Origin of the sequence: Xanthomonas hortorum (assembly GCF_024339125.1) — a bacterium.
Taxonomy (GTDB): domain Bacteria; phylum Pseudomonadota; class Gammaproteobacteria; order Xanthomonadales; family Xanthomonadaceae; genus Xanthomonas; species Xanthomonas hortorum.
Genome location: NZ_CP101417.1, coordinates 2,056,968 through 2,083,182, shown reverse-complemented (window position 1 = coordinate 2,083,182; position 26,215 = coordinate 2,056,968). Strand labels below are relative to the sequence as shown.

Annotated in this window: 19 protein-coding genes; 4 read left to right on the top strand and 15 right to left on the bottom strand. The window is 65.6% G+C overall.

Features of this window, described 5'->3' with window-relative positions; translation table 11 throughout:
- Positions 1 to 31: 31 nt before the first annotated feature.
- Genes NMB96_RS08705 through NMB96_RS08695 form a run of 3 tightly spaced genes read right to left on the bottom strand, consistent with a single transcriptional unit; the run spans position 32 to position 2,072 of the window.
- The gene (locus NMB96_RS08705; protein ID WP_023905398.1) at positions 32 to 694 is read right to left on the bottom strand and encodes a glutathione S-transferase family protein; all 663 of its coding nucleotides are present in this window, start codon (positions 692 to 694) and stop codon (positions 32 to 34) included.
- A complete protein-coding gene (locus NMB96_RS08700; protein ID WP_043889498.1) occupies positions 691 to 1,521 on the bottom strand; it encodes an NYN domain-containing protein in 831 nt (276 codons plus the stop codon). Before NMB96_RS08700 ends, NMB96_RS08705 begins: the two co-directional genes overlap by 4 nt.
- Positions 1,518 to 2,072, bottom strand: a complete 555-nt coding sequence (locus tag NMB96_RS08695) for a hypothetical protein (RefSeq protein WP_023905400.1) — start codon at positions 2,070 to 2,072, stop codon at positions 1,518 to 1,520. Before NMB96_RS08695 ends, NMB96_RS08700 begins: the two co-directional genes overlap by 4 nt.
- Before the next feature lie 118 nt (positions 2,073 to 2,190).
- Between NMB96_RS08695 and NMB96_RS08690 the strand changes: the two genes are divergently transcribed.
- Together NMB96_RS08690 and NMB96_RS08685 are read left to right on the top strand one after the other, a co-directional pair.
- A complete protein-coding gene (locus NMB96_RS08690; RefSeq protein ID WP_183086912.1) occupies positions 2,191 to 3,483 on the top strand; it encodes an NAD(P)/FAD-dependent oxidoreductase in 1,293 nt (430 codons plus the stop codon).
- Between the two features lie 52 nt (positions 3,484 to 3,535).
- Positions 3,536 to 4,150 (top strand): trimeric intracellular cation channel family protein, encoded by a 615-nt coding sequence (locus NMB96_RS08685; RefSeq protein WP_006453142.1) that lies wholly within the window; start codon positions 3,536 to 3,538, stop codon positions 4,148 to 4,150.
- 146 nt (positions 4,151 to 4,296) lie between these two features.
- On the opposite strand, the gene rpoH is transcribed toward NMB96_RS08685, so the two are convergent.
- From rpoH to rhlB, 6 genes are all read right to left on the bottom strand, one after another.
- The gene (gene rpoH / locus NMB96_RS08680; protein WP_043889500.1) at positions 4,297 to 5,172 is read right to left on the bottom strand and encodes an RNA polymerase sigma factor RpoH; all 876 of its coding nucleotides are present in this window, start codon (positions 5,170 to 5,172) and stop codon (positions 4,297 to 4,299) included.
- Positions 5,173 to 5,369: 197 nt separating this feature from the next.
- Positions 5,370 to 6,095, bottom strand: coding sequence for a uracil-DNA glycosylase (ung, locus tag NMB96_RS08675; RefSeq protein ID WP_043889906.1), 726 nt, complete (start codon positions 6,093 to 6,095; stop codon positions 5,370 to 5,372).
- 14 nt (positions 6,096 to 6,109) lie between these two features.
- Positions 6,110 to 6,952 (bottom strand): response regulator, encoded by an 843-nt coding sequence (locus tag NMB96_RS08670; RefSeq protein WP_006453139.1) that lies wholly within the window; start codon positions 6,950 to 6,952, stop codon positions 6,110 to 6,112.
- A gap of 8 nt (positions 6,953 to 6,960) precedes the next feature.
- Positions 6,961 to 7,911 carry a permease-like cell division protein FtsX gene (gene ftsX, locus NMB96_RS08665; protein WP_255086682.1) on the bottom strand — a complete coding sequence of 317 codons (951 nt, stop codon included), beginning with the start codon at positions 7,909 to 7,911 and terminating at the stop codon, positions 6,961 to 6,963.
- Positions 7,908 to 8,594 (bottom strand): cell division ATP-binding protein FtsE, encoded by a 687-nt coding sequence (gene ftsE, locus NMB96_RS08660; protein ID WP_023905405.1) that lies wholly within the window; start codon positions 8,592 to 8,594, stop codon positions 7,908 to 7,910. Before ftsE ends, ftsX begins: the two co-directional genes overlap by 4 nt.
- Positions 8,595 to 8,669: 75 nt before the next feature.
- Positions 8,670 to 10,403, bottom strand: coding sequence for an ATP-dependent RNA helicase RhlB (rhlB, locus tag NMB96_RS08655; RefSeq protein ID WP_255086681.1), 1,734 nt, complete (start codon positions 10,401 to 10,403; stop codon positions 8,670 to 8,672).
- Between the two features lie 198 nt (positions 10,404 to 10,601).
- On the opposite strand from rhlB, the gene trxA reads away from it, so the two are divergent.
- Together trxA and rho are read left to right on the top strand one after the other, a co-directional pair.
- A complete protein-coding gene (gene trxA / locus NMB96_RS08650; RefSeq protein WP_255086680.1) occupies positions 10,602 to 10,943 on the top strand; it encodes a thioredoxin TrxA in 342 nt (113 codons plus the stop codon).
- A 220-nt stretch (positions 10,944 to 11,163) separates the two neighbouring features.
- Positions 11,164 to 13,068 carry a transcription termination factor Rho gene (gene rho, locus NMB96_RS08645; protein WP_180315243.1) on the top strand — a complete coding sequence of 635 codons (1,905 nt, stop codon included), beginning with the start codon at positions 11,164 to 11,166 and terminating at the stop codon, positions 13,066 to 13,068.
- A gap of 666 nt (positions 13,069 to 13,734) precedes the next feature.
- Here rho and NMB96_RS08640 read toward each other — a convergent pair.
- The 6 genes from NMB96_RS08640 to NMB96_RS08615 form a co-directional block, all read right to left on the bottom strand.
- Entirely contained in the window at positions 13,735 to 14,619 is an 885-nt protein-coding gene (locus tag NMB96_RS08640; RefSeq protein WP_255086679.1) for an energy transducer TonB, read from the bottom strand.
- A 180-nt stretch (positions 14,620 to 14,799) separates the two neighbouring features.
- Positions 14,800 to 16,101 (bottom strand): c-type cytochrome, encoded by a 1,302-nt coding sequence (locus tag NMB96_RS08635; RefSeq protein WP_255086678.1) that lies wholly within the window; start codon positions 16,099 to 16,101, stop codon positions 14,800 to 14,802.
- Between the two features lie 10 nt (positions 16,102 to 16,111).
- Entirely contained in the window at positions 16,112 to 16,687 is a 576-nt protein-coding gene (locus NMB96_RS08630; RefSeq protein WP_255086677.1) for an SCO family protein, read from the bottom strand.
- Positions 16,684 to 17,313, bottom strand: a complete 630-nt coding sequence (locus NMB96_RS08625) for an SCO family protein (RefSeq protein WP_255086676.1) — start codon at positions 17,311 to 17,313, stop codon at positions 16,684 to 16,686. Before NMB96_RS08625 ends, NMB96_RS08630 begins: the two co-directional genes overlap by 4 nt.
- Positions 17,314 to 19,248 carry a YncE family protein gene (locus tag NMB96_RS08620; RefSeq protein ID WP_255086675.1) on the bottom strand — a complete coding sequence of 645 codons (1,935 nt, stop codon included), beginning with the start codon at positions 19,246 to 19,248 and terminating at the stop codon, positions 17,314 to 17,316. It lies immediately after the preceding gene.
- Positions 19,248 to 25,862 carry a hypothetical protein gene (locus NMB96_RS08615; RefSeq protein ID WP_255086674.1) on the bottom strand — a complete coding sequence of 2,205 codons (6,615 nt, stop codon included), beginning with the start codon at positions 25,860 to 25,862 and terminating at the stop codon, positions 19,248 to 19,250. The genes NMB96_RS08620 and NMB96_RS08615 overlap by 1 nt, the downstream gene beginning before the upstream one ends.
- Positions 25,863 to 26,215: the final 353 nt, after the last annotated feature.

Here is a 26,215-nt window from a genome sequence, read left to right as displayed (position 1 = left end):
CCCACCCCTTTGCAGCGCTGAGACTCGCAGCTCACGTCAGCGCCGTCATCACTCCACGCTGGTACGCGGGCCGCGCGCGCAAGCGCTCATACCACGCCTGCAGGTGCGGCAACTCGGGTCGGTCGATCGGCATTTCGAACCAGGCATAGATAAAGCTGCCGAGCGGAATATCGCCCATCGCGAACTGTTCGCCGGACAGATACGGCTGTTGCGCCAATGCCGCGTCGGCGCGTGCAAGCAGCTCACCTGAGCGCATCAAAGCAGCGGCGATGCGTGCGTGATCGCGCTCGGCCTCGGCGGTGCGCAGCACGCCCCAGAACAGATCGCGAAACACGCCGGCAAATGTCGAGGTGGTCCAGTCCATCCAGCGATCGCCCAGCGCGCGTTCTGCCGGCGATTGCGGATACAGGGCCGGCGCATAACGCGCGGCCAGATAACGTACGATCGCGTTGGACTCCCACAGCACCAACTCGCCATCCTGCAGCGTCGGCACCACCCCATTCGGATTCAACGCGCGGTACGCAGGCGTGTCGTTACCACCGAAAGCGCCGCCCACTTCGATCGAGGTATACGGCAGGCCAGCTTCTTCGGCGCACCACAACACCTTGCGCACATTGCTGGAATTGCGCCGCCCCCATAACGTGATCGTTGGTGTCTGCGCGGTGGGCTGCGTTGCAGCGGGTGCCAGGGTCATTTCCCTGCCGCCGGCTTGGACGTCGCGCGCGCCGCGGGCTTCGCAGCGGAGGCTTGCGCCGATCCAGCAGCAGAGGGCTGCGCAGCCTTCGCTCGCCCGCCCTTGGGTGCATCGCGTAGCCACAGCGCCTGCTCGTCCTGCTTGATCTCGAACAAGCCGATCGCGCGCACCAGATCGCTGAGTTTGCGGTAGCCGTAGTTGCGCGGATCGAACGAGGCCTGGTTGGCCACCTGCTTGCCCACCGCACTCAGTAGCGCCCAGCCATCGTCTTCGCGGGCACTGTCGATCGCATTGCGCAGCATCTGCACCAGACGCGTATCGCTACGCAACGCCGTGGCGTCCTTGCGCCCGGCAGCGGTGTCGCCGGCTGCTGCAGCCTGCTCGCCCAGCGCTTCGACGTAGGTGAACTTGGAGCAGGCGTTGACGAACGGCGCCGGGGTTTTCTTCTCGCCGAAGCCGTACACCTTCATGCCATCGGTGAGCAGACGCATCACCAGAGGGGTGAAATCCGCATCGCTGGACACGATGGCAAACCCATCCAGATTGCGCGCGTACAACAGGTCCATCGCGTCAATCACCATCGCCATGTCCGAGGCGTTTTTGCCCGAGCTATAGGCAAATTGCTGGATCGGGCGAATCGCGTAATCGTGCAGCGCCGCTTCCCAGTTTTTCAGGTGCGGGCTCTTCCAGTTGCCGTAGGCGCGGCGCACGTTGGCCACACCGTAGCGCGCCACTTCGGCCAGCACCACGTCGATCTTGCCGGCCGGCGCGTTGTCGGCATCGATCAGCAAGGCGATGCGTTTGTCGGGGTTGTCGATCATGCTCATTGCTCCCAGGAATCGGCAGAGTCGGTTTCGGTATTTTCAGCAGTTGCGCCCGGCAACGCGTATTCGCTGCCATCGCGCATGGTGAGCGTCCCGTTGGTCAGCGTCTCGCTTTCTGCCCCGGCACTGACCCAGGTGGCATGCACCCGCCCCGCGCCACGATCGCCTTCCACATTGAAGACAAAATCATCGCCGCCCGGCGCAAGACCGGTGCGATACAGATCCACCCGCATCGTGTGGATCTGGCCGATCCGCTCCTGCACCACCGCATCGTCCTGCAGCGCGGTGCGCGCCTGATCGGCGAACAGCGACCAGCCGGTGACGATCAGCCAGCCAAGCGCCCCGAGCACCAGCATGCCGAACAGCATCGCGCAGGCTGCCAGGCCGATCAGGCCGATCGCGACCCCGCTGAGCCGCTTTCGGACGGGACGCACTGCCGGCGCGGACGGCGCTGCGGCAGACGTGGAGGAGGGAAACGGCGATTGCGGCGGAGGTGACAACGGCGATTGCGGCGGAGGTGACAACGGCGGCAAGGGCGGTGGCAGCAGCGACATGCGGTGACCGGATCGACGGGATGCGACATGATGCCGCAGGCAGGCCTGATTCAGGCGTCATGTTCAGTGCAAATGCGGCATGCTGATGAGCCCGCGTCGCATTCCATCGGACTCTACGATGACTTCTCCTCCCTCCCAGGCTCCACTGCATTTGGTCGTGGTTGGTGGCGGTTTTGCCGGCTTATGGGCGACCCGCGCGCTCGACGATCCCGGCATCCGCATCACCCTGATCGACCGCCAGAACCATCACCTGTTCCAGCCGCTGCTGTATCAGGTGGCCACCGCCGGCCTGTCGGCACCGGATATCGCCGCGCCGCTGCGACACATCCTGCGCGAACAACGCAATGTGGAAGTGTTGCTCGGCGACGTCGCCGAAATTGCTCCAACCCGTCGCGAAGTGGTGCTTGCCGATGGCAACACGCTCGGCTACGACATGCTGCTGCTGGCCACCGGCGCCACCCATGCCTACTTCGGCAACGATCACTGGGCCGAGCATGCGCCCGGCCTGAAAACGCTGTACGACGCGCTGGTGCTGCGGCGCAAATTGCTGCTGGCCTTCGAGCGTGCCGAAGCCGAATCCGACCCGGCCGCACGCGCCGCCTGGCTCAGCTTTGCGGTGGTCGGCGGCGGTCCGACCGGCGTCGAACTGGCCGGCACGCTGGCCGAGATCGCCCGCCACACGCTCAAGGACGAGTTCCGCCATATCGATCCGCAGCAGGCGCGCGTGCGTCTGGTCGAAGCCGGCCCGCGCGTGCTGCCCTCATTCCCGGAAGATCTCACAGACAAGGCACGCAAGCAGCTGGAACGGCTCGGCGTTGAAGTGCACACCGGTACGCCGGTGACGCATATTGACGCGCTCGGCTATCAACTCGGCGACACCTTCGTGCCCGCGCGGACCGTCGTCTGGGCTGCCGGCGTGGCCGCCTCACCGCTGGCGCGCACGCTGGGCGTGCCGCTGGATCGCGCCGGACGCGTGCTGGTGCAGCCGGACCTGAGCGTGCCCGGCCATCCGGAAATCTTCGTCGGCGGCGATCTAGCCTCGGTGCAGCAGGACGGCCGCCCGGTGCCTGGCGTGGCGCCGGCGGCCAAGCAGATGGGCAAGCACATCGCCAAGGCGATCCGCGCACGCCATCGCGGCCAGGCCACGCCGGCCTTCCGCTATCAGGACTACGGCAATCTGGCCACCATCGGCCGCATGGCCGCCATCGTGCATGTGGGCAAGCTCAAGCTCTCCGGCATTGTCGCCTGGTGGTTCTGGCTGGCCGCGCACGTGTACTTCCTGATCGGCTTCCGCAACCGCTTCGTGGTGCTGGTGAACTGGGCAATGGCGTACTGGAGCTACCAGCGCGCCGCACGCATCATCTTCGGCGGCGCAACCGACGACCCGCCGCCCAACAGCAAGGACGGATGACAGCGCGACGGGCGGTGCGCGATGCTGTGCCGCCCGTTCCCACTGCGGCGCCGTGACCACTCTCCTGTTCCTGCTGGATCTGCTCGGCACCTTCGTGTTCGCTCTCAGCGGCGCCACCGTGGCGGTGCGCAATCGCCTGGATCTGTTCGGCGTGCTGGTGCTGTCGTGCGCGGCAGCGGTGTCCGGCGGGATCGTGCGCGATGTACTGATCGGCGCCACCCCGCCTGCCGCGTTGGTGCATCCGCAGTATTTGCTCATCGCCTGCCTGGCCGGGGTGGCCGGTTTCCGCTGGCATGCCGCGGTGGAACGGCTGCGCAACCCGGTGCAATTGTTCGACGCAGCCGGGCTGGCCTTGTTTGCGGTCTATGGCACCAGCAAGGCGCTGGACTATCAGCTCAGCCCGCTCAGCGCGACCTTGCTCGGCATGCTTAGCGGCATCGGCGGCGGCATCGCGCGTGATCTGCTGGTAGCGCGCACGCCGGTAGTCCTACAAGCCGAGCTGTATGCCGTCGCCGCACTCGCAGGCGGTGGACTGGTCGCGATCGGGCATGTGCTCGACGTGCCGCAAGCCTGGTCACTGGCAACCGGCGCCGGCGTGTGTTTCGGGCTGCGCTTCATGGCGATCCGTTATGGCTGGCATCTACCAGTGGCGCGTCTGCCGGAATAGCTGTCGTCGGCCAAAGCGACAATGCCGGGCGCATCATCCGGACGGTTCGTCAGCTTCTTGAAGGACATGAAAACTGCATACCTGCAACGCAAACGGCCCGGAAAACCGGGCCGTTTTTTGCAACCTGACGCGCGTAATCGAACCGATCAGGCGACGAACAGTGCCTTCATCTTCTTCAGCGCGTTCGCCTCGATCTGGCGAATCCGCTCGGCCGACACGCCGTACTCGTCGGCCAGCTCCTGCAAGGTCACCTTGGAATCGGAATCCAGCCAGCGGCGCTTGACGATGTCGCGCGAACGCGTATCCAGACCGGACAGCCCTTCGCGCAACAGCTGCAGCTGGTTGTCTTCGCTGTCGTGACGCTCGTAGGCCTGCGACGGGTCTTCCTCGTTGGCGACCAGATAGCTCACCGGCGACGGCGGACCATGATCGTCGTCTTCGTCGGACGAGGCGTCGAAGCCGATATCGCGACCGGACAGACGCGACTCCATCTCCATCACTTCGCGCTCGGAGACGTTCAGGTCCTTGGCGACCGCAGTCACTTCGGAGGCATTGAGCCAGCCCAGACGGGTCTTGGACTTGCGCAGGTTGAAGAACAGCTTGCGCTGCGCCTTGGTCGTGGCGACCTTGACGATGCGCCAGTTCTTCAAAATGAACTCGTGCATTTCTGCACGGATCCAGTGCACTGCGAAACTGACCAGGCGCACACCCATTTCCGGGTCGAAGCGCTTGACCGCCTTCATCAAGCCGATGTTGCCTTCCTGGATCAGGTCGCCCAGCGGCAGGCCGTAGCCGTTGTAGCCGCGGGCCACGTGGACCACGAAGCGCAGGTGGGAATGGACCAGTTCGCGCGCGGCGTCCAGATCCAGCTCGTCGCGAAAGCGACGGGCGAGATTCTGTTCCTCATCGACCGACAGCACCGGGATCTGGTGCACGGCACCGATGTAGGCGTCCAGCGAACCGAGCGCACTGGGAATCGGGAGATTGTTTGCCACAAGGACAGTCGAGGTAGTCTGGTTCATAGGCACCATCTTAGCAGTCGAACTATTGGACTGCCGGGTACAGTAAGAGTTCCCAGCGTTCCATTTATAGGACGTTCGGGCTTTTGACCATGCCGGCGTTCCAGCGGCCAACTCCACGAATCGATGAGTAAGTTATCACCGCCACGCTGCGAAGACCGTGACAAAACCAATGCGAAATGCGGTGCCGCCCGACCCGTTCAGCCGCGGGCGGGCGTGGTGTCGAGCGCGTTACGCGGTGGGAGCGACCAGTCGATCGGGCCGAGCCCGCGCCGTTGCAGATGGTCGTTGGTCTTGGAGAAGTGCTGGCAGCCCAGAAAGCCGCGGTGCGCCGACAACGGCGAGGGATGCGGGGCCTTGAACACGCGATGGCGCGCCTGGTCGATGACCTTGCCCTTGGACTGTGCATAACTGCCCCACAGCAGGAACACCAGGCCTTCGCGCTCGCGGTTGAGCGTTTCCACGACGTGATCGGTAAAGCCTTCCCAGCCCTTGTTCTGGTGCGCGCCGGCGCGGCCCTGCTCCACCGTCAGCACCGCATTGAGCAGCAGCACGCCCTGGCGCGCCCACGGCATCAGATAGCCGTGGTCCGGCCGCGCGATGCCCAGGTCGTCCTGAATCTCTTTGTAGATGTTGAGCAGCGACGGCGGCACCGGCACGCCGGGCAGCACCGAAAAACACAGCCCATGCGCCTGGCCTTCGCCGTGATACGGGTCCTGGCCCAGGATCACCACCTTGACCTGCTCGAACGGGGTGGCATCGAAAGCGGCAAAGATCTGCGGGCCCGGCGGAAATACCCGCGCGCCAGCCGCCTTGCGCTGACGTAGGAAGGCGGACAGTTCCTGCATTTCCGGGCGCAGCAACCAATCGCCCACGCGCGCCTTCCACGACGGTTCCAGCTGGATACGTGCTTCTACTTCGGCCACATCTAACATTTCAGTCATAGCGTGACAGCCTGATCCTCAAGCCGTGCCAGGCGCAGCTGGAACAACACCTTGGTCACCAGCAGACGCTCTTCGATCGGCTTTTGCACCAGATCGTTGGCGCCGGCGCGCAGCAGCTCGGACTGATTGCGCGGGTTGGTGTCGCCGGTCATCACCAGCACCGGCAGGCGGCGCTTGCCGTAGGCGAAATCGATGCGGATGCGCTCGACCACGTCGCGGCCGTTGAGCTCGCCTTTCAAGGTCACATCGGTCAGCACCACGTCGATGCGGCGCTCGGTGCGGCCCAGCGATTCGGCGGTGAGCAGCGCGAAGGCATCTTCGGCGGTGAGCACATGGATGACCTTCAGGCTCTGACGCTCGAGCATGCGCTTGGTCGCCTCCGCCACCACGCGGCTGTCTTCGATGTACAGCACAGTCGCGCCGACGATCGGCTCGGGCTGCACGTAGCCGCGGATGAAGGTCGCCAGGGCTTCGTGGCCCAGCGCCTTGTCGAAATAATCGGTGACGTACTCGGTGAAGCGACGCTCCACCAGATGCTGCTGCGCATCGCCGGAGACCACGATCACCGGCACGTAGGCCTGGCCGGCCGCTTCGCGCACGCTGCGCGCCAGGGTCAGGCCATCGCCATCGGGCAGCGACAGCGAGGTGGTGACCAGATCCACCGTGCCGGCTTCCAGCGCCTGACGCGCCTCGGCAATACTGGAGCAGCCGATCACCTGCACATTCGGCAGGTCGCGGGTCAGCACATCGGCAATCAGCTTGCGCACCAGTTTCGAGCCATCGACCACCATCACGCGCGGCGCGTCGCTGATCAGGTGTTTGAGATCTGGTGGATGCATGGCAGGCCTCAGGTCTCGGTGGGACGGGTCTGGCGAAGGAAATGGCCGGTCACCAGCCAGGCGCCCAGCCAACCCAGGACCAGGGTGCCGACCAGCACCATCGCAGAATGCAGCAGATCGAGCCCGTGCAGGGTAAAAGAACTGCCATAGCTGTCGGCCAATGTCGCCAACGGTGCCTGCAAGGCCAGCCCGGAGGCGGTGATCAGCGCGAGCGCAACCGCGCCGGCACCCAGCCCGTACCACGCACCCAGATACAGAAACGGGCGCCGGATGAAGCCATCGCTGGCGCCCAGCAACTGCAGCACGCCGATTTCCTCGCGCCGCGACTGGATGTCCAGCCGCACGGTATTGCCGACCACCAGCACCGCGCCGACGCCGAGCAGCGCCGACAGCACCTGCACCAGACGCTCGCCAAAGCGCAGCCAGCCATCCAGGCGTTTGCGCCACAGCGCGTCGTGCTGCACCTGGTCGGTCTGCGGCAAGGCCTGCAACGCGCCGGCCAGTTGCGCATCGTCGGCCGCATCGGTCGGGGTGACGATCAACAGCGTGGGGAGCGGGTTGTCGCCAAGCGCATCGATCGCCTCATTGAGCTTGGCGCTTTCGCGCAGCTCGGTCAGTCCTTGTGCGGGCGTGCGCAGGGTGACCTGGGCGACGTCCGGGCGCGCACGCAATTCGCCGGCCAGCGCCTGTGCGGCATCGGCGCCGATATCCACCTTCAGGAACAGATTGATCTCGCGCGATTGCTGCACGCTGCCGGCCAGCAGCTTGACGTTGTCCAAGGCGATCGACAGCCCCAGCGGCAAGGCCAGTGCCAGCGCCATCACCACGATGGTCAGCAAGGTGGCCCACGGCTTGCGCATCGCGCGGCCCAGGCTGAAGGCGATGCTGTGCAGATGGTGGTCGATCCACACGCCGAACCGCGAGGGTGCGGCGGCTTCGGTATTGGCGGGCTTGCTCATTCGGCCAGATCCTGCGGCGAGATGTCGTCGACCAGCCGGCCGTGATCCAGGATCAGCACGCGCTTGCGCATCTGCTTGAGCAAGGCCAGGTCGTGGCTGACCACCAGCACGCTGGTGCCGCGCGCCGGCAACTCGGCGAACAACTGCATGATTTCGGCGGCCAGCGCCGGGTCGAGATTGCCGGTGGGCTCATCGGCCACCAGCAAACGCGGCTCGCCAACAATGGCACGGGCGATGCCCACGCGCTGCTGCTCGCCAGCCGACAACTGCGACGGCAAGGCTTTCTCGCGATGGGCCAACCCGATCCGCTCCAGCGCCGAACGCACGCGCTTGCCGATCTCGGCGCGGCGGGTGCCACGCAGGATCAATGGCAATGCCACGTTCTCGGCGATGCTGCGGTCGGTGAGCAGGCGATGGTCCTGATAGACCGCACCCACCTGGCGACGATGCAGCGGGATGTGCCGGCCGCGCACCTTGAGCAGGTTGCGCTCACCCAGCAGCACCGCGCCCTGGCTCGGGCGCTCGCTGAGGTGGATCAATTTGAGCAAGGTACTTTTGCCGGCGCCGGAGTGGCCGGTCACGAACAGCATCTCGCCATCGGCCACTTCGAAGCTGACATCGGTCAGCGCCTGGTGGCCACCGGCGTAGTGCTTGCTGACGTTGTCGAAACGCAGAACGGTCATCCAGCGATTATGCCGGAGCGCCAGCGCTTGCGTCGCATCGCCGAAGCCCGGCGATGCGATTGCAGCGGCAACAGATCAGTTGCCGGAGACCAGCGAACGCAATCTGCGGCCGATACGACTCAGCAGCGACGGGCTGCCCGACGGCTTGGTCGCACTGCGCACCGGCTTTGCGACCACCTGGGTCGGCTTGCGCGGTGCGGCCGGCGCAGCAACCGGTGTGGACGCCACGGCTGGCTCGGCACCTTCGACCGGACGACCGTTGCGGCGACGACGACGCTTGCGCGGTGCGCGCTCGGCATCGGCCACGATGGTCGACGGCGCTTCAGTCGTCGCTGCGGCGACCACAGGCGCTTCCGAGGCTGCGGCAACGGTTGCGGTCTCGGCGGCAACGTCGCCTTCGACACGCGGCTTGCGGCGCGGACGCGGCTTGGCATCGGCACTGCCGCCATCACGGCGACCACCACTGCTGCTGCCACTGCGCGAAGCGCCACCCGGGCCACTACGGCCACCGCCACGGCGCTGCTCTTCGGCAGCACGCTGTTCGCGCGCCTCGCGGAAGATCGTGCCCACGCTGTCGCCGGCGTCGGCGTCGACCTCTTCGCCTTCCACCGGCACGCGTGCGGTACGCGGCAACGGGATCAGCAGTTCGGAGGTCACCGGCTCGACCGGGATCTTCTGCGCGATGTAGGCCTCGATGTCCGGCAGACTCATCGCATAGCGCTCGCAGGCGAAGCTGATCGCATCGCCTTCTTCGCCCAGGCGCGCGGTACGGCCGATGCGGTGCACATAGTCTTCCGCATCGAACGGCAGGTCGTAGTTGTAGACGTACTTGACGCCATCAATATGCAGGCCGCGCGCGGCAACGTCGGTGGCGACCAGGATCTCGAGCTGGCCCTTCTGAAAGCGGTTGAGCAGCGACTCGCGCTTCTTCTGCGGCACATCGCCGGACAACACGCCGACCCGGTAGCCATGACGCTCCAGCGTGCGCGCCACGCGCTCGACGAACGCCTTGGTATTGACGAACACCATGGTGCGCGCACCTTCGCTACGCGACAGCAAGCCCAACAGCAGCGTCTGCTTCTCTTCGTCGGAGGGGAAATAGATGCGCTGGCGTACGCGTGCGGCAGTGATGGTCTCGGTTTCGACCACCAGCTTCTCCGGCTCGTTCATGTGCTCGTAGGCGAGCTCGAGCACGCGGTGGCTGAGCGTGGCCGAGAACAGAAGGGTCTGGCGAGTGCCGCGCTCGGGCATGCGCCGCAGCAGGAAGCGGATGTCCTTGATGAAGCCCAGGTCGAACATGCGGTCGGCTTCGTCCAGCACGCAGATTTCGCAGGCGTGCAGCGAGACCACCTTGTGCTGCTTGACGTAGTCGATCAGCCGGCCCGGGGTGGCGATGATCACGTCCACGCCCTGCTGCAGCAGCTCGCGCTGCTTGTCGTAGTCCACCCCGCCGTAGACCAGCGCAAAGCGCAGGCCCAGGTCGGCGCCGAACTTGACCGCATCCTTGTGGATCTGGATCGCCAGCTCGCGGGTCGGGGCCAGGATCAGCGCGCGCGGGTCTTCCGGTTTGCGGTCGGCCAGCGCCGGGCGGTTCAACAGGCGGTTCACCACCGTCACCAGGAACGCCAGGGTCTTGCCGGTGCCGGTCTGGGCCTGGCCGGCGACATCGCCGCCTGGCAGCGCGACCGGCAGGGTCAGCGCCTGGATCGGGGTACAGCGGGTAAACCCGGCGCTCTCCAGCCCGGCGATCAGCGCCGGATGCAGGTCGAACGTGGAAAAGGTCAAATCGGTCAGCGGTTTGTCGCTCATTATTCCGTCTTCGTGAGGCGCCCTGGGCAGCCCGGGCGCGGCTTGCATCGATGCCGACAGCGTCGCAAACTGCGGCTGTTGTGGCGGACAGCGCGGCTTCAGGACTGACACTTGATTCAGTCGCGCAATGCCCCAGTTTAACGCAATGTAGCGGCCTGCCCGTTCGGGCGGGCCGTTTTGGTTTCCAGGAGACCCAACGTGAGCGACAAGGTTCAACATGTCGGCGATGCCGACTTCGATACAGCTGTACTGCAATCCGGCGAACCGGTCCTGGTGGATTTCTGGGCCGAATGGTGTGGCCCGTGCAAGATGATCGCCCCGGTACTGGACGATCTGGCCGATACATACCAGGGCAGACTGAAGGTTGCCAAGGTCAATGTGGACCAGAACCGCGCCCTGGCCATCAAGTACCACGTGCGGTCGATCCCGATGCTGCTGCTGTTCAAGGACGGGCAGGTGCAGGCAACCCAGATCGGGGCGGTTGGCAAGGGCCAACTCACCCAGATGATCGACAAGGCCCTGGGCGGCGCGGCCGCCTGAGCGAGCGGGCGTCCCAGCGATGGGCGCCCCCGATGTTGCGCCAGCAGTTAAATCCTGCCCCGGCAGACGCTTGCGCGGTTGAGCGCAGCGGTGATAGTGTCAGTCGATCCGGAGCACGTTCGTGCGCCGCCGTACCCCTCTAGAAACGTCTCCCTAGACTCCCATCACCATAGTTCGCCCCCCAGCCGGGCGCTCGCACTCTTAGCGAGGAATCAAGCACTTGTCCGATCATCCTTCTTCCGATACCGGGAGCGTCGACGCTCCTGTCGAGAAACGCGTGCGCAAGCCGCGCGTGAGCAAGACCGCCGTTGCCAATGACGACGGTGGCGCGCAACAGCCCAACCTGCCCTTGCCCGCCAGCCCCGCGCCCGATGTTCCGCGCGCGCCGCAGGCACCGTCGCACGCTGCCGATTCGGCACCGGCGCAGACGTCCAGCGATGGCGCATATGCCGGTAACGCCCCCAGCGCCAGTCAGGGCAACCAGGGCGGCGACAACCATGGCGAGTCCCGCGAGGGTGGCCAGTCGCAGCAGCAGCGCTTCAACCAGGCGCAGAACCAGCAGAACCAGAATCAGGCGCAAAGCCGGGGTCAAGGCCAGAACCAGGGTCAAGCCCAGGTCCAGGGCCAGCCGCAAAATCAAGGTCAAGGTCAGGACCAAGGTCAGAACGCCGGCCAGAATCAGCAAGGTCAGGGCCAGGGGCAGAACCAGCAGGGCAATCGCCGTGACCGATTCCGCAACCGCCGCGACCGTGGGCCGCGTGATCGGTTCGGTAATGAAACCGGTGGTGGCATGCCGTCGTCCGATGGCAGCAACGAGCCGTTTATCGCGCGTCCGCACCCGGCCGTGCCGGAAGGCTTCCCGGTGTATTCGCTGAGCGATCTCAAGCGGATGCCGGCGCAGAAGCTGCTGGATATCGCCGACCAGCTCAACATCCAGGAAGGCGTGGCGCGTGCGCGCAAGCAGGACGTGATCTTCGCCCTGCTCAAGGTGCTGACCCGCCACGGCGAAGGCGTTGCCGCCGACGGCGTGCTGGAAATCCTGCCCGACGGCTTCGGTTTCCTGCGTGCCGCCGAAGCCAGCTACCTGGCCGGCCCGGACGATACGTATATCTCGCCCAGCCAGATCCGCCGCTTCAACCTGCGCACCGGCGACCATCTGTCCGGCCGCATCCGCTTCCCGAAGGACGGCGAACGCTATTTCGCGCTGTCGATCGTCGACACCATCAACGGCGAGCCGCTGGAAGCCAGCAAGAACAAGGTGCTGTTCGAGAACCTGACTCCGCTGTTCCCGCGCCGGCGTTTCCGTCTGGAGCGTGGCGATGGGTCCACCGAGGACATCACCGGCCGCATCCTGGATCTGATGGCGCCGCAGGGTAAGGGTCAGCGTGCGCTGATCGTCTCCCCGCCCAAGGCCGGTAAGACGATGATGATGCAGCAGGTGGCCACGGCCATCACCAGCAATCATCCCGAAGTGCACATGATCGTGTTGCTGATCGACGAGCGCCCGGAAGAAGTGACCGAAATGCAGCGCACCGTGCGCGGCGAGGTTATCTCTTCCACGTTCGATGAGCCGGCTGCGCGTCACGTGCAGGTTGCCGAGATGGTGATCGAGCGCGCCAAGCGCTTGGTCGAGCACAAGAAGGACGTGGTGATCCTGCTCGACTCGATCACTCGTCTGGCACGCGCCTACAACAACGTGGTGCCCAGCTCCGGCAAGGTGCTCACCGGTGGTGTGGACGCCAACGCGTTGCATCGCCCGAAGCGCTTCTTCGGTGCGGCCCGTAATGTGGAAGAAGGCGGTTCGCTGACCATCATCGCCACGGCGCTGGTCGAGACCGGCAGCAAGATGGACGAGGTGATCTACGAAGAATTCAAGGGCACCGGCAATAGCGAAGTGCATTTGAATCGTCGCATCACCGAAAAGCGCGTCTACCCGGCGATCGACATCAACCGTTCGGGTACGCGTCGCGAAGATCTGTTGATCGAGCCGGAGCTGCTGCAGAAGATCTGGATTCTGCGCAAGCTGCTGCACCCGATGGACGAAATCGCAGCGATGGAATTCCTGCTGGACAAGATGAAGACCACCAAGTCCAACGACGAGTTCTTCAGTTCGATGAAGCGCTGATTCGATCGGCATTCTCGATAAGAAAAAGCCCCGCATTGCGGGGCTTTTTTTTGGGTGCGCGATTGCTTGCAGTCACAAACCTGGTTGGCCGAGTGCGCGGTGCCCTCACCGCTCGCGGGACACGCCGTGAATCCGTCCATGGAGGCTCGGTGGCGGCATCCATGCCGCCACACGGTCCCGTTCGATAAGAAAAAGCCCCGCATTGCGGGGCTTTTTTGTGAGTGCGCGATTGCTTGCAGTCACAAGCCTGGTTGGTCGAGTGCGCGGTGCCCTCACCGCTCGCGGGACACGCCGTGAATCCGTCCATGGAGGCTCGGTGGCGGCATCCATGCCGCCACACGGTCCCGCAATCGGTAAGGACACCGCACCAGAAAGTTAGCTGACTACTTTGTTGAAAACCATGCGCACCGACCATCTCAACTGGTCCTTGCCCGCCCACCGTCGCGGGACCTTACGCGGCATGGATGCCGCGTAAGAGCCTACATGGACGTACTTGCGGCGTGTCCCGCGATGGTGGGTGGGCAAGGGCCCTGCAGCCAAATCGCAGATCAGCCGCCCTGCCGCCAAGCATCAGATAATCCGCCCCGCAGCGAAGGCCCAGATCGTCGGCTCCGCAATAGACCGGCATGAAGTAGTTTGCCAGCCGCTCTGATGTTGGCGTTGCGCCTAACTTCCTTGCAGCGGTGTCACCAGGCGCACACCTACTCCGCGTGCCGAGAACAATCCGCTTCCAGGTAGCGCATCCGGACTGTCGGTCGATGCTGACGCACCGCGCTGTTCGTGCCAGGGCGCCGGCTGACGCGGGCCCGGCAAATAGGATTGCCACTTTTTGGCTTGCTTTGCAGCGGTCAGATTGCCTGGCCAGGTTTCGATGTCGAAGGTGACCGGAACCCGCATGACCCAGTACGGCGCGTCGGCCTCGGCGCCTTGCGTTGGCGGCACAAATGTCCAGCGCTGCGCCTTGGCGATTGCGGCATCGGCAAACGCCTTGCGCCAGCGCTGGCGCTTGGATTCCGGCGCCAGCGTGGTCAGGTTGACCTGCTCTGCGACCAGATCCTCGACCTTGCCATCACGGCCGATCTTGAGCAGCAGATAGACCACCCCTGTCGCACCTTCGCGAAACGCATGCTCAGGGTAGGCCGGTGGCGGCATGTCCTTGGCAGCGACGCTGGCTGCACCTTGCTCCTGGCTGCCGAAATGCGCGCTGCGAATCGATACCGCATACGTGTTGTTGTCGCCCGGCTTGGCGACCAGCAGCAGATTCATCGGTAGTTGCGCGGGCAATGCGCTTCCATCGTCTTTGACAGGGTCGAAGCGCCAGGAGGCGATCGATTGCTTGACGCGGTCGCGGACCACTGGCGGCAAGCTTGCTTCGTCGGTGAGCTTGACTGCCGTGACAGTGCCGTCCGGGGTCAGCGTCAATTCGCCCGCGACATTCATGCTGGCCTCCATCTGCGCCTGCACCTGCGCGGCACTGGGACGTGCCTGCACGCCGTTGATACTCGCCATTGCCAACAAAATCCCCAGGCCCAAACGTTGCTTCCACTGCATGACCGCGCTCCATCGTGATTGAATCTTCGTTGTACCAGCCTTGGTGCATACGCGTAAATCCTGGACCAGATTTATCCATTTCTACGTCGGTAACGGCGGCGTGCCGGGGTGCTTGAATGCCTGCGACGCGACTGCGCAGTTGCGATACACCGACAGCGGATGGAGGTACGCGCACACGCCTCAGCGCTGCAGCAAATGGACGTGCGCGATCTGCGCGGCATCGGACGATTCGGCAGTCAGCACTATTGCGCCTTGCGTGAGTCGGATCGTCTGCAATTGCGGTTGCAGGCGACGCAGCGGATCGAGTTGCGCCAGCAGATCGCAGGCCGCCGATGCCCATGCGGCAGCCGGCCCGATCCAGCGACCATCGGCAGCGACCGGGTTGTAGGGATAGGCCACGATCCAGCGCGCGGCGCCGGAGGGCGCAGTGACAATCGAGGGATCTGGCGCGTACATCGCGGGTGCCAGCTGCAACATGGATGTTGGCTGTGCGGAGATGTCGTGATCGGCATGGACAGGGCGCAGCCACAGCCTGGCGGATTCATCGGAGCGCCAGGGACGCAGCATCAAACCTGTGCGCGGCGCCAGTGCAACCACGTGGCGATACAGCTGCGCGCTGAGCGGATCGTCGGGATCGTAGGTGATCGCAAGGCTGCGATGGCCACGCGCCTGCGCCACGTCGAGCAGGCGTGCCAGCTGTGCCTGTACGCCGGGAAATGCGTAATCCCAGCGCGCGCCCTGCGGTGCGTCCAGCATGGAGAACGGCAGCGCAGTGACGATGTTGCGACCATGCATCAGATCGGCGTACGTCTGTTCCCAGCCGGCAATAAACGGTGCCAGCAACAAGGTGTCGCGCGATGGATGCAGCTGCGACTGCAATAGCTCGGCGGCCTCTTCGGGCGTATCGAAAGACACCACGTCGAAGGCGGCCAGGCGCCCGGCTTCGGCAGGACGACAGCTGCGCAGCGCATCGTGCAATGCATCGGCAATCGGCTGACGGCCGGGGCGCGGCAACAGCAGTGCGATGCGCAACGAAGCATCGCGCTGCGCAACCGGATGCGACAGCTCCTGCAGATAGGCCAGCAAGGCCTGCACTTCGTCGTCGGCCAGTGCGACGCGCGGCATGATCGGGTCCAGACGGCGACCGTCCGGCGCGCTGCCGGCGCGCACCGCATGCGTCAGTGCTTGCACGTCGTAGCGAGTCAATGGCGCATCGGCGCGACGTGCGGGGAACCGCGCCGATAGCTGCGACCACCGAATATCCGGCGCATGCACGAAGCCCTCGGATTTACCGCGGCCGTCGTCGCCATGACAGCCGGCGCAGCCGTGCACGCCGAGGCCGGCGACGTTGCGTCCATCGCGCCCGACGCCGGTTGCATACAGCGACCGGCCAAGCTCGGCTGGCGGCGCGCCCTGGGCAAATGCAGCCGCCGCCGCACACGCGCACGCGATGAACAACCAGGCGTAAAGGCGGCGATGCATCGGCGCGCGCTCAGGCTTCGTCGGCAAGCCGCAGCAGATCCAGCGCGATCCGCTCCGCCGGCGCATCCGGACGCAGCTTGAGCCAATGCTGGCGCCCGGCACGCCCGGCGATCAGCATCGTGCTGTGGCTCTCGGGCTCGCCACTCCATTGGCCCAGCTTACCGAGCACCTGCTGCATCGTCTCGGGGGCGGCGACGACAAAGCGCCAACCATCTACGTCGGCACCGTACTTGGCAGCGAAGGCCTTCATCGATTGCGGGGTATCGCGCTCGGGATCGATCGACAGCGACAGAAAGCGCACGTCCTTGCCGAAACGCTCGCCCAGCTGCCGGCGCACCTGCTGCAGCATCTGCGTCTGCATCGGGCAGGCGTTGGGGCAGTTGGTAAACACCAGGTTGACCAGCACCACGCCTTCGCTCAACAGATCGGTATAGAAGCGGTGGCCGACGCCATTCTGGTCAACCAGGGTGTCGTCGCCGAAGTAGTCGCGTGCGCGCGTCTCGGGCGCGCCGGTGGAGGTGCCGCGTGCAGCCGCCAATGCCGGCCACGCCAGTACCAGCGCCAGACACAAGCGCCGCCGGTTCATGGCGCACCTCGCGCGCCGGCATCGGCCGCCAGCGCGTCGACGGCGGCCAGCAATCGCGCCGGCTCGGGCATGCCGACCCATCGCCACCAGCGTCCCTGGCGCGCATCGCCGACCAGCATCACCGGGCCGTGGTCTTCCGGGCGGCCACCGACCGGCAGCCCGAAGCCGCGCAGGACCCGGTCGATATCGGAAGGCGAGCCGGTGAGCCAGTACCAGCGCTCGCCAGCGCGTACGCGCCGACTGAAATCGAGCAGTTGCGCGGGGGTGTCGTGGCGCGGGTCCAGGGTGATCGAAATCAGCGTGACCTTGCCGCGCGGCCGCAGCGCCAGCTCGCGCTGCACGCTGCCCATCACGGCGGTGAGCGCCGGACAGATGGTGGTGCAGCGGGTGTACATGAAATCGACCACCACGATGCCTTCCTGCAGCAGCGGCTGCAGATCGTGTGGCTGACCGTGGGCGTCCAGCAACGCCACTTCCGGCGCCTGCACCTCGGTGGGACTGGCGGCCAGGGTCTGCGCCTGTGTCATGCGGTGATGGGCAGCGTGCGGGCCGTGCTGGGCCGCAACCGCCACGGCAGTGGAAGACAGCAGCATCAGGCCGCAGGCCGAGAGCAGGAACATGCGCATTTAGTTGGCTCCTTGCAAAACGGTGGGCTCACGAACGAACAAGGTGGCAAAAACCAGCTGCACCGGTGTAGCTGCGTCCAGATAGGCGTAGTAACCGCCGCTGGCCTGCAACGCGCCGTGCGCGACCCAGACCCCTGGCTGCGCAGTGTCCGGATGCATTGGCCAGGTGGCGGTGACGTTGCCGTTGGCCATGACGATGCGCAGCCGCAATGGCTGGCCGGCGATGCGGGCGGCCGCCTGCGCATCGCGCGCGGTAACCCGCAATGCGAAACGTTCGCCCGGCGCCAACGAGCGCGTCGAATCGCCTTCCCAGCGCATCGCCACCTGCGCAGGCCCCGCTGCAGGCGCGGCAGCGTCGACCTGCAGGCCGATGCATTCCTGCACCTTGGGCAGGGCGCTGGCGATGGCCATCACCATCTGCCCGGCGGCGGGCAGGCGCACGATCGCGGTGTATTCGCCCACACCGGTCTGGCGCAGGCCGCGACGCGCCAGCAGTGCGGCCATCGGCGTATGCCCATAGGTGCGCACGCCCGCATCCGGCGCGTTCATGCCTTCCATGTAGTGATACAGCGTGCGCTCGGCGGGAGTGGCGATGAAGGCGCCGTTGCCCTCGTAGCTTTCGGCCATGCTGGAGGCGCGCGGCAACTCCGCACTGGCCGAGGGCGCGGCGGCACCGGCGGGGACGAATTTCAAAAACGGCGCGGCGGTGTCCAGGCTGGCCAGCGACAACAATGCGACCTGCTCGCTGTCCAGCGCGCGCACGTAGGCGTATTGCGCGGAGAAGGCGATGTCGTACGGCCGCCCGGAAATGGTGATGGCATGCCGCAGCGCGCCGCTGCCTGCATCGTGGGCGAGCAGGCGATGCTGCGCGGGATTGGCCAGCAGCACGTGGCGGGCATCCGGGGTGAGCCGGGCCGGGCCGCTACCCCGCTCCACCACGCGCGTGTCCACCGCTTCGCCATCGCGGCTATAGCGCCAGATGCGCCCGGCGCGGGCGCTCACCACCCACAGCAAGCCATTGCCGGGGGCGAACAGCACCGCGGATGGTTCGTCGTCCAAAGACAGCCGACGCACGATCGCCAGGCTGTCGGTGTCGACGATCGCCAGCGCGCGTCCTTCGCGACTGCTGACATAGGCCAGGCGGCCATCATCGGAGAAGGCGATTTCGTGATGCCCGGCTGGCAGTGGCAACTGCGCCACGATGCGTGCCTCCACGGTGTCGAATACATCCACGCCGCTATCGCCGGCATCGCCGACACGGCCGATCCACAGCAGGCGTTCCCCCGGCTGCAACGCCAACCGCGTAGGGCGGCCCTGCAACGCGACATGCGCGAGTGTCTTCAGGCCTTGGACATCGAGCACGGCGAGTTTGCGCGCCTCCGGCAAGGCCACGTACAGCCGCGCATCGTCGCTGGTCTTGACCCAATCGAAGCCGCGCCCTTCCAGCCGCATCGCGGCTAGCAGGCTGGTGCGTCCGCTGAAACTGACCGCCGGGTCCAGCACCGAGACGCTGGGTTCGGCATCCAGACTGAGCAGGTAGTAGCCGGTCAGATCGAGCAAGGGGCGCTGCAGCAGATTGGCGCTGAGAAAACCGGCGATGCGCTGGTGGCAGACCGGCACCGCGCCGGACAGCGGATCGGTGGCCCGATCCAGCCAGGCACCCGGCGCCCAGTTATTCAATGGCTGCCCATCGGCCAACCGCCTGGCATCGATACGCAGCCGCAGTTGCTGCCCGGCGACCGGCTGCCCCGGTGCGCCCGGCTCCAGCGCTTCCAGGCGCAGACGCAAGCCCACGCCTTCCGCCTCCAATGCCCGATCCAGATAGACCGGCGTCGGCGGTTTGGGCGGCGGCGCGGCCAACGCCAGCGCGCACAGCAGCAGCCCGGCGAGTGCACTGCCTGTTCGCAGACTCCGGCGCGGACGCGGCGGTGCCATCAGCGGCAATCGCGGCGTAACGGTGCGGCCGGATACGTCGCTGCCGCCGCCTGCACCCGCACGATCGCCCACAGGCCGTTGGTGATGCCGAAGCCGCCGTGGTCGCGCCACAGGTAATCGCCGGTGACGCCGGCTTGCCCACCGGCCTTGGGCAGCACGATGTCGAAGTGCGACAGCGGGGTGACGCTCTCCTGCCCGCCCATCGCCATCTGGGTCGGGTTGTCGCCGATGCACTGCGATGGCACGCCCCAGTCGGCCGGTTTGCCGCCTTGCGGGAATCCCGCTGCGGTGACGCGCTCGGCCAGGTACGGGTCGCGCGGCCAGCTGTGGCCGTGCAGCTCGACCACCGAGGCGCGGCCGACGCCGGTCGGCATCACACTGCGCAAGCGGGTTTCTTCGCCTGCGTAGGCCAGCAGCACGGGCACGAACGGTTCGCCGAGATTGGCCGTGGCACCGGTGCCGCAGCATTGATTGTCGAACGCCTGCCAGGCCTCATCGATGCCACCCAGTCCATCGCCGCCGAACGGCGCATCCGGTGCGATGCCGAAGCGGAACCACATCGGTTCGCTGCCGTAGTTGATTGCCATATGCCCGGAGTCGTGCGCATCCTCCGGTGCGGTGCGCAGCGGATCTTCGTTGGCATCCACGCGTTCTGCAGCGATGTTCTGTACCGCCTTGCCATCGGCGTAGCGCAGGTTCAACCCTTTCTGATGGACCAGGGCCAGATCGCGGAAGCTGCGATTCTGGGTGGCCCCCGCCGCATCGACGATGCGGTAGCTGACATCGGCGGTGGCACGGCTGCGGGTCTGCGGAAAGCTGGCCGATGCCGGGTCCTGGCGATTGCGCATGCGGTCGTCGCTGTACTCGCGCCAGCGCGCGCCCTTGGGCTCGATCACCAGCGCGCCCACTGCCGCCTTCTGGCCCTGCTTGATCCGGTCCGGCGGGGTCAGGTTGCTGCCGCCGAACTCGACGCCGACATAGCGGCAGGCCCTGGCCGACAACGCGACCAGCTCGGTGCTGTCCAGGGTCAGATCCGGATAGCGCAGCTCGCGCCAGGCGTAGGCGCGCCTGGCGCCGGAAGGATCGTTGGCGGCGCTGTCCACGCCCTCGACTTCGTAGCGGAAGCTGGCGGTGATGCGCGCGGTCAAGACGTGGGCTTCTTCGCGGGTTTTTTCCTGCTGCAAACGCTCCAACACCACCTGGCGCAGCGCAGGATCGGCGACGCATTTGCCACGCGTGTCGGCCAGGCGTTCGCGATACAGATAGGCGTCGCCGTCGAGCAGTGCGGCTTCGTCGAGCTGCGCATCGGCGCCTTCCTTGGGGTCGCGCAGCGCCGGCTGCGTGGCATAGGCGCGCAATGCCTCGCCGGCCAGCGGCTTGCCGTCCGGCACGCTCTCCAGGCAGGCCTGTACGGGCGCCTGGCGCAGCAGATCGCTGGCAAGGGCACGCGAGCGCTCGTTGGCACTGCCCTCCAGTGCGTACCCGGGTTCGAGCGCGCTGAGCACCACGTCCTCGAATGCGGCGGCGGTCATCAGCTCGGTCAACGGGCGCAGGTTCGGTTCGCGTGCGAACTGGCTGAGCAGGTCCAGAAACGGCGCCTTGTCGCCTGCGTAGATCGGGCATAGCCCGGCCGAGGGCAGCGTGTCGATCACCCCGGCGTACCACTGATAGACCTTGCTCCAGTTCGGCGAAATGGTGCTGATCTTGTTGGTGCCGACGTTGTTGCCGTCGTAGGACTGCACATCGTAATGCACCAGTTGCGGGTGCAGGCCGACGCAGTTGGAGGCGTGCACGAGATTGTTGTTGAACGACTGCATGCTCGAGGTACCGCTACCGGCCGAGCGCCGCACCGTGCCGGACATCGAGGTATAGCCCTCCAGATCCGGCATGCCGGCACGCGCGCGCGGCAGGCGGTTGTGCAGCACCACCTGCAGGCACTCGCCGGCGGATGCGCGCAGCACCAGTGGTTCGACGGGGCGATCCGGCCGCAGCATGCCCTTGGCATCGAGATCCTCGTTGCGCACGAACAGGATGGCGGAGGGATCGTGCAGCGGGCCGCTGCCGTAGTGCTGGGTGGTGATGACTCCCTTCTCGTCGGTGGTTTGCAAGGTGATCTCGGTGGCGCGCGGGTTGTAGACCAGCGTGCCGCCGCGCGGGTTGAGCCGGCTGCCGGCGAGACCTGCCGGAATCGTCACGCCCAACGCGTTGCCGAGCACGGTATTGGCCAGCACTGCGGCCACGTGATACCGCCGCACCGGCGCATTGACCGGGCAATCGTTGAACAGCCCGCGCCCCTGCTGCGGGGCCAGCAAGGACGGGCGCGGTTGGCTGGGCAAGGCGACCAGCCGGTCGCTACGCACATCGCGGCGGTTGTGGCTGCGCAACACGCCCCACACCCCGCTCCACAGGCCGTCCTGGCTGCTGTCGATGGTGTACATGCGGTCGTTGAGATGGGTGGCGCTTTCGTAATCGGTGATCCGCGCCGAGAAGGTGAACTGCTCGGACAATCCGGCGTTCTGGCTGTTGCGCCAGCCCGAATGCGGCGCCTGGCCGAAACCGGAGCCGCCCTGCATCCACGCCATGCCGTTGATGGAGGCGTTGTGTTCGTGTTCGTGCGCGCCGGCCTGGATCTTCACCCGCACCAGATCGCCGGAATAGGCACGCAGGATCGGCGTATACGGATCGCCGGCCAGGCGACGCGCGTTGATGTCGGCGGGATAGTGCGGGCTGCTGCCGGCCAGCGACGGATCTTCGCCACCGATGCCGTTGAGCACACTGATCGCGCGATCGGTGCGGGTCTGCAGCGCGAACGCCAGATCGCCGCGGTAGCTGTCGGCCTGCGCGCCGGACTTGCCATCGGCCGCAGTGGCGCTGGGGTTGTAGACGCGCAAGCCGAGCGGCTCGTTGCGATAGTTCACCACCATCATGCCTACGTCGTCGGCCGAGATCGCCTCCGGACACGGCCGCAGCGGTGCGTTGCCGGACACATACACCGCGCCTGGCAAGCCGCTTTCGCCACCGGGGCAGCGCGGCTCGTAGGCGATGACATCGGGCAACACGGGCGAAGCGGGTTTGCGCACCGATGGATGAATCGCCTGGCGGAAACTGTTGGCGGTGGGCAGCGCCGAGGCATCGATGGTGGACGGCACGCCCTTGCTGGTAACGCCGTAGAAATAGCCCTTTTGATAGGCGTGCTGGAAATCGCCGAATTGCAGAAAGAACTCGCGATGCGCGTCGTCGCGGCCATCGCCATCGCTGTCCAGCGGCTTGCCGCCCTTGTCGGTGATCACCGCCTGCCAGGAGGTCGGGCCACCGTCCATGCGCGTGGCCGCGTCGTACAACACCTTGCCGGTTTCGTTGTGCCGCCATAGCGCGCCGGGCGGCTCGGTGAGCATGGTGGCGTAGAGCCCGAGCTGTTGATGCGTGGACGGGCCGAGATGGTCGTGGGTGAAGGTGATGCCCAGGCCGCGATGCACGCCCTGCGCATTGACCAGCGGATCGGAGAACCAGCGTTGCAACGTGGTGCGCGCGCCCAGCCAATCGCAGGCGCCGGGGAACCCATAGCTGTGTTCGAACTTTTCGAAATCGCCACCGAGTGCGCGCCAACGCGCTTCGCAATCGGCATATTGATGCCCGGTCAATGTGCCGAAATACGGATGCGAACTCGGCACCAGGGGCGCCTGCGTGCCGTCGTAGGGGTTGACCACGTCCGGCCGCCCCGCCGCGCGTTGCGCCTCGTTCCAGGCGTTGACCGCGTGGATGCGCTCGCGCACCGCACCGGGCGAAAACGTGCCGTCTTCGTAGTTCCATCCGTTGGCGCTGCCATCGGCCGAGGTCAGGTCCCACTTGGGCAGGTGAATATGCTGGCCGATGACATCGGTTGGCGTGGTGATCTGGTAATCGTCGGCATAGAAATCCTTCGGCACCAGATTGGTGTGCGCGTACATCGCGCAATCGAAGGTGTTCATGCGCAGCACCAGCGGCTCGGGCGGGCGGGTCTTGTCGAGCAGCGACGACACGTCTTCCCACAGGGTGAGGATGCGCTGCTGCGGATAGTGATAACCGACCTTGTTGAACACCACGTCCAGTTGCAGATTGGCGCCGCGATACACGCGTGGGCTGTCGGCGCCAAATTCGATACCGCCCGGCAATGCGGCCGTGGCAGTGATCCAGGCACCGTTGCTGCCACCGAAAAAACGCCCATCGCCGCCGCGCTTGAGCAAGCTGCCCTGATCGTCGATGCAGGGTTCGTTGTACGGCGCGCCCGGCACCGATGGCGCACCGTTGGTGATGAAACGCGAGGCGCTGACCGTGCCCGCCATATCCACCGCATGGGTGGGATGCTCGCGCACCGCATGGAACTTCATCGCGACCTGTTCCAGATCGGTGCCGGCCTCGGGGTAATACACCGGCTTGGCCAGCTTGATGTGCTTTTCTGCGGTCATGCGATCGAGCTTGGCGTCGGTCACGCCGCCGGCCGAATAGCCGGCCAAGGCATGCCGTGGAATGCCGCCGTCGTGGCCTGCCACCACACCGGGAATGCTGGACATATCCAGCGGCGGGGTGGTCGGGCGCGAGCCCATCGTGGTTTCCGCACCGGCCACCCAGAACGGATAGCCGGGATTGCGATCGCGCTGCTGCACGCGCGCCACCGAGCCGTATTGCACACCATCGACGATGCGCGGTTCCACCTGCACCGCCGCCGGCATCACCGCCATGCCCTTGCCCGGTAACGGCACGACTGCGGGAATCGGCGTACCGGCGACAATCTCGCCATCGGGCAAGGCGCGCGACTGGCTGGCGGGGCGCCCGTTCTGCAACCCGAACGGCGTTTCGTGGAAGCCAGAACGGGTCTGGCTGACCTGCAGCCGCGTGCCCGCTTCGAACACATCGTGATTGCGCCACATGTACCACATGCCTTGCGCGAAATGCGGGTAGAAATGGCAGTGGAAAATCGCATCGCCCACGGTCTTGTTGCGATTGCCCGAGCCGCCGTACGCGATCTCGTAGGTGTAGCCCGAACCCGGCCCCAAGCCCTGGGCATCGATGTAGTTGGCGTTGTCGTCGTTGGGATTGAACAACCACTGATGGTTGTGCAGATGAAAAATGTGCTGTTCCTTGCCGGCATGCAGATTGCGGAACTTGACGAAGTCGCCGATGTAGCTGTGGTGCACGTTGGCCGGATCGTGCGGGTAGTAGGCCTGGGTGGCGCGCTGCTCCTTGGGCTGCACGCAGTATTTGGCGCGCTGCGCCGCATAGCGCCGGTCGGTGAGATATTCCGGCTGGCACTGGCTGATCACCAGGTTGGCGGGGTTATCGACCAGCGTGGCGGCATCGCCAACCGCAAACGAAGAGAGAAAGAATTCTTCGTAGGCGCAATCCAGGCAATCCTGCATCGGGCCCGCCTTGAGCCGGTTGGCGATGATCTCCGCACCCACGCCGCCGGAACCGTAATTGATCATGAAGCCATCGCGCACGCCATGCAGCGTGTGCGAGAGCTCGGGGTGTTCGAAGAAATACGGAAATGCCTGGGTGGCAGCGTTTTCGTCATGAAAGACCGAGACGAATTCGCGGAACGGCTCCAGCCGATTCGGTAGCGCGGGATTGCGCTTGCCCTGCCCTTCAAGCGGATAGGTACGCGCAGGAAAATTGCCATCTTTTTCCGGCCCCACGACAATCGCATTGACCTCGCCGTGCACCAGGCGTTGCCCCTGCAGCATGTTGAGGATCGGCAGGCCCGCCTTGCCCTCGCGGCACCACACTCCGGCGCTGGCGCAATCGTTGGGGTAGGTCGCTTCGTAGTTGAGGATCGGTTGCCCGGAGGGCGTGGCACCCACCGTGGCCAGGCGCAGTTCTTCTTCGGTCAATTGCGCGCGGTAGAAACGCGCATTGAGCGGCTGCACGGTGACCGCAGCAAACAAGCCGACGCCGCTATTGCCGGCACTGCCTTCGCCGCCGAACACCGCACCATCGTTGCCGACCAAATAAGCGCCTTCGTGCGGCGCATGGAAACAGTAGTCGCGGGTCTGTCCGGGCTTGGCCAGGCTGTCTGCATTTGCACCGGTGTTGGAACTGTCGCTGTCGATCGAGCCGACCAGTTCCAACCCTTGCGGATGGAAGCCGACGACGCGGCTGTCGACTTGATCGTCGATGCGATAGAGCGGCTCGGTGCCCACTGCATCCTTGACCGCATGTTCCATTGGATGGTCCACACCTGGGAGCGGATCGGGATAAGAGTTGAAAGGATTTCCAGATGTCTCAAGTAGATTGGTCAAGCGCACATGCAGATAGCCACCGGCGGCCACTCGCACTACCAACGGACGCGGACGCAGGTCAGGACGCAGCGCGATATCGCGGCTTTGGTTGTTGGCAACCACGCGTGCAAACAAGGCCTGGCCCTGCGTGGAATAGTCGAGCACCTGGCTGTTGCTGCGGTGAATCAGATCGTGGCGCAACGCGTACATCGCCCAATTGACGTTCTGCGCGCCCAGGCGGTTGAACACCATCGGGTGGTCGATGGCCACGACATCGGCGAACACGGCCGATTGCGGGCAACTGAACGCGGCGCGTTGGGTCAGCTGCCCACGTATCCGCTGCAGCGCGCTGTCAGACACGCGCAGGCCTTGATCAAGGCGCAGATCCACACGCTCAAGTGGTCGCGCCGGCTGCGCCATTGCCATTGCGGCAAGCACACACAGAGCCACGCAAAACAGACAGCGAGACATCGAGGAACGAACATCCATCACGTTCTTCTCCCACGCAAGACTGCACGAGTTGTCGCGGAGCAAGTCGCTCCGTCAGAGTGATGCACACAGGCAACAACAGCCGCACGAACGTACAGGCATGCACGTCGTCCGGCCGCGCCAGACGACGGATTGGTCTAATGCAGAAAGCGTGGTGAGAGGCGTCCGACTGCCTCGAAGTGAACATCCACTGTCGTGCCGATATAGCACAGCCAATCTGAGGT

Excerpts from the sequence above, each read along its gene's own strand:
- NMB96_RS08705 (WP_023905398.1), bottom strand. The coding sequence starts at position 694 with ATGACCCTGGCACCCGCTGCAACGCAGCCCACCGCGCAGACACCAACG.
- NMB96_RS08700 (WP_043889498.1), bottom strand. The coding sequence starts at position 1,521 with ATGAGCATGATCGACAACCCCGACAAACGCATCGCCTTGCTGATCGAT.
- NMB96_RS08695 (WP_023905400.1), bottom strand. The coding sequence starts at position 2,072 with ATGTCGCTGCTGCCACCGCCCTTGCCGCCGTTGTCACCTCCGCCGCAA.
- NMB96_RS08690 (WP_183086912.1), top strand. The coding sequence starts at position 2,191 with ATGACTTCTCCTCCCTCCCAGGCTCCACTGCATTTGGTCGTGGTTGGT.
- rpoH (WP_043889500.1), bottom strand. The coding sequence starts at position 5,172 with ATGAACCAGACTACCTCGACTGTCCTTGTGGCAAACAATCTCCCGATT.
- NMB96_RS08670 (WP_006453139.1), bottom strand. The coding sequence starts at position 6,952 with ATGCATCCACCAGATCTCAAACACCTGATCAGCGACGCGCCGCGCGTG.
- ftsX (WP_255086682.1), bottom strand. The coding sequence starts at position 7,911 with ATGAGCAAGCCCGCCAATACCGAAGCCGCCGCACCCTCGCGGTTCGGC.
- ftsE (WP_023905405.1), bottom strand. The coding sequence starts at position 8,594 with ATGACCGTTCTGCGTTTCGACAACGTCAGCAAGCACTACGCCGGTGGC.
- rhlB (WP_255086681.1), bottom strand. The coding sequence starts at position 10,403 with ATGAGCGACAAACCGCTGACCGATTTGACCTTTTCCACGTTCGACCTG.
- NMB96_RS08640 (WP_255086679.1), bottom strand. The coding sequence starts at position 14,619 with ATGCAGTGGAAGCAACGTTTGGGCCTGGGGATTTTGTTGGCAATGGCG.
- NMB96_RS08635 (WP_255086678.1), bottom strand. The coding sequence starts at position 16,101 with ATGCATCGCCGCCTTTACGCCTGGTTGTTCATCGCGTGCGCGTGTGCG.
- NMB96_RS08630 (WP_255086677.1), bottom strand. The coding sequence starts at position 16,687 with ATGAACCGGCGGCGCTTGTGTCTGGCGCTGGTACTGGCGTGGCCGGCA.
- NMB96_RS08625 (WP_255086676.1), bottom strand. The coding sequence starts at position 17,313 with ATGCGCATGTTCCTGCTCTCGGCCTGCGGCCTGATGCTGCTGTCTTCC.
- NMB96_RS08620 (WP_255086675.1), bottom strand. The coding sequence starts at position 19,248 with ATGGCACCGCCGCGTCCGCGCCGGAGTCTGCGAACAGGCAGTGCACTC.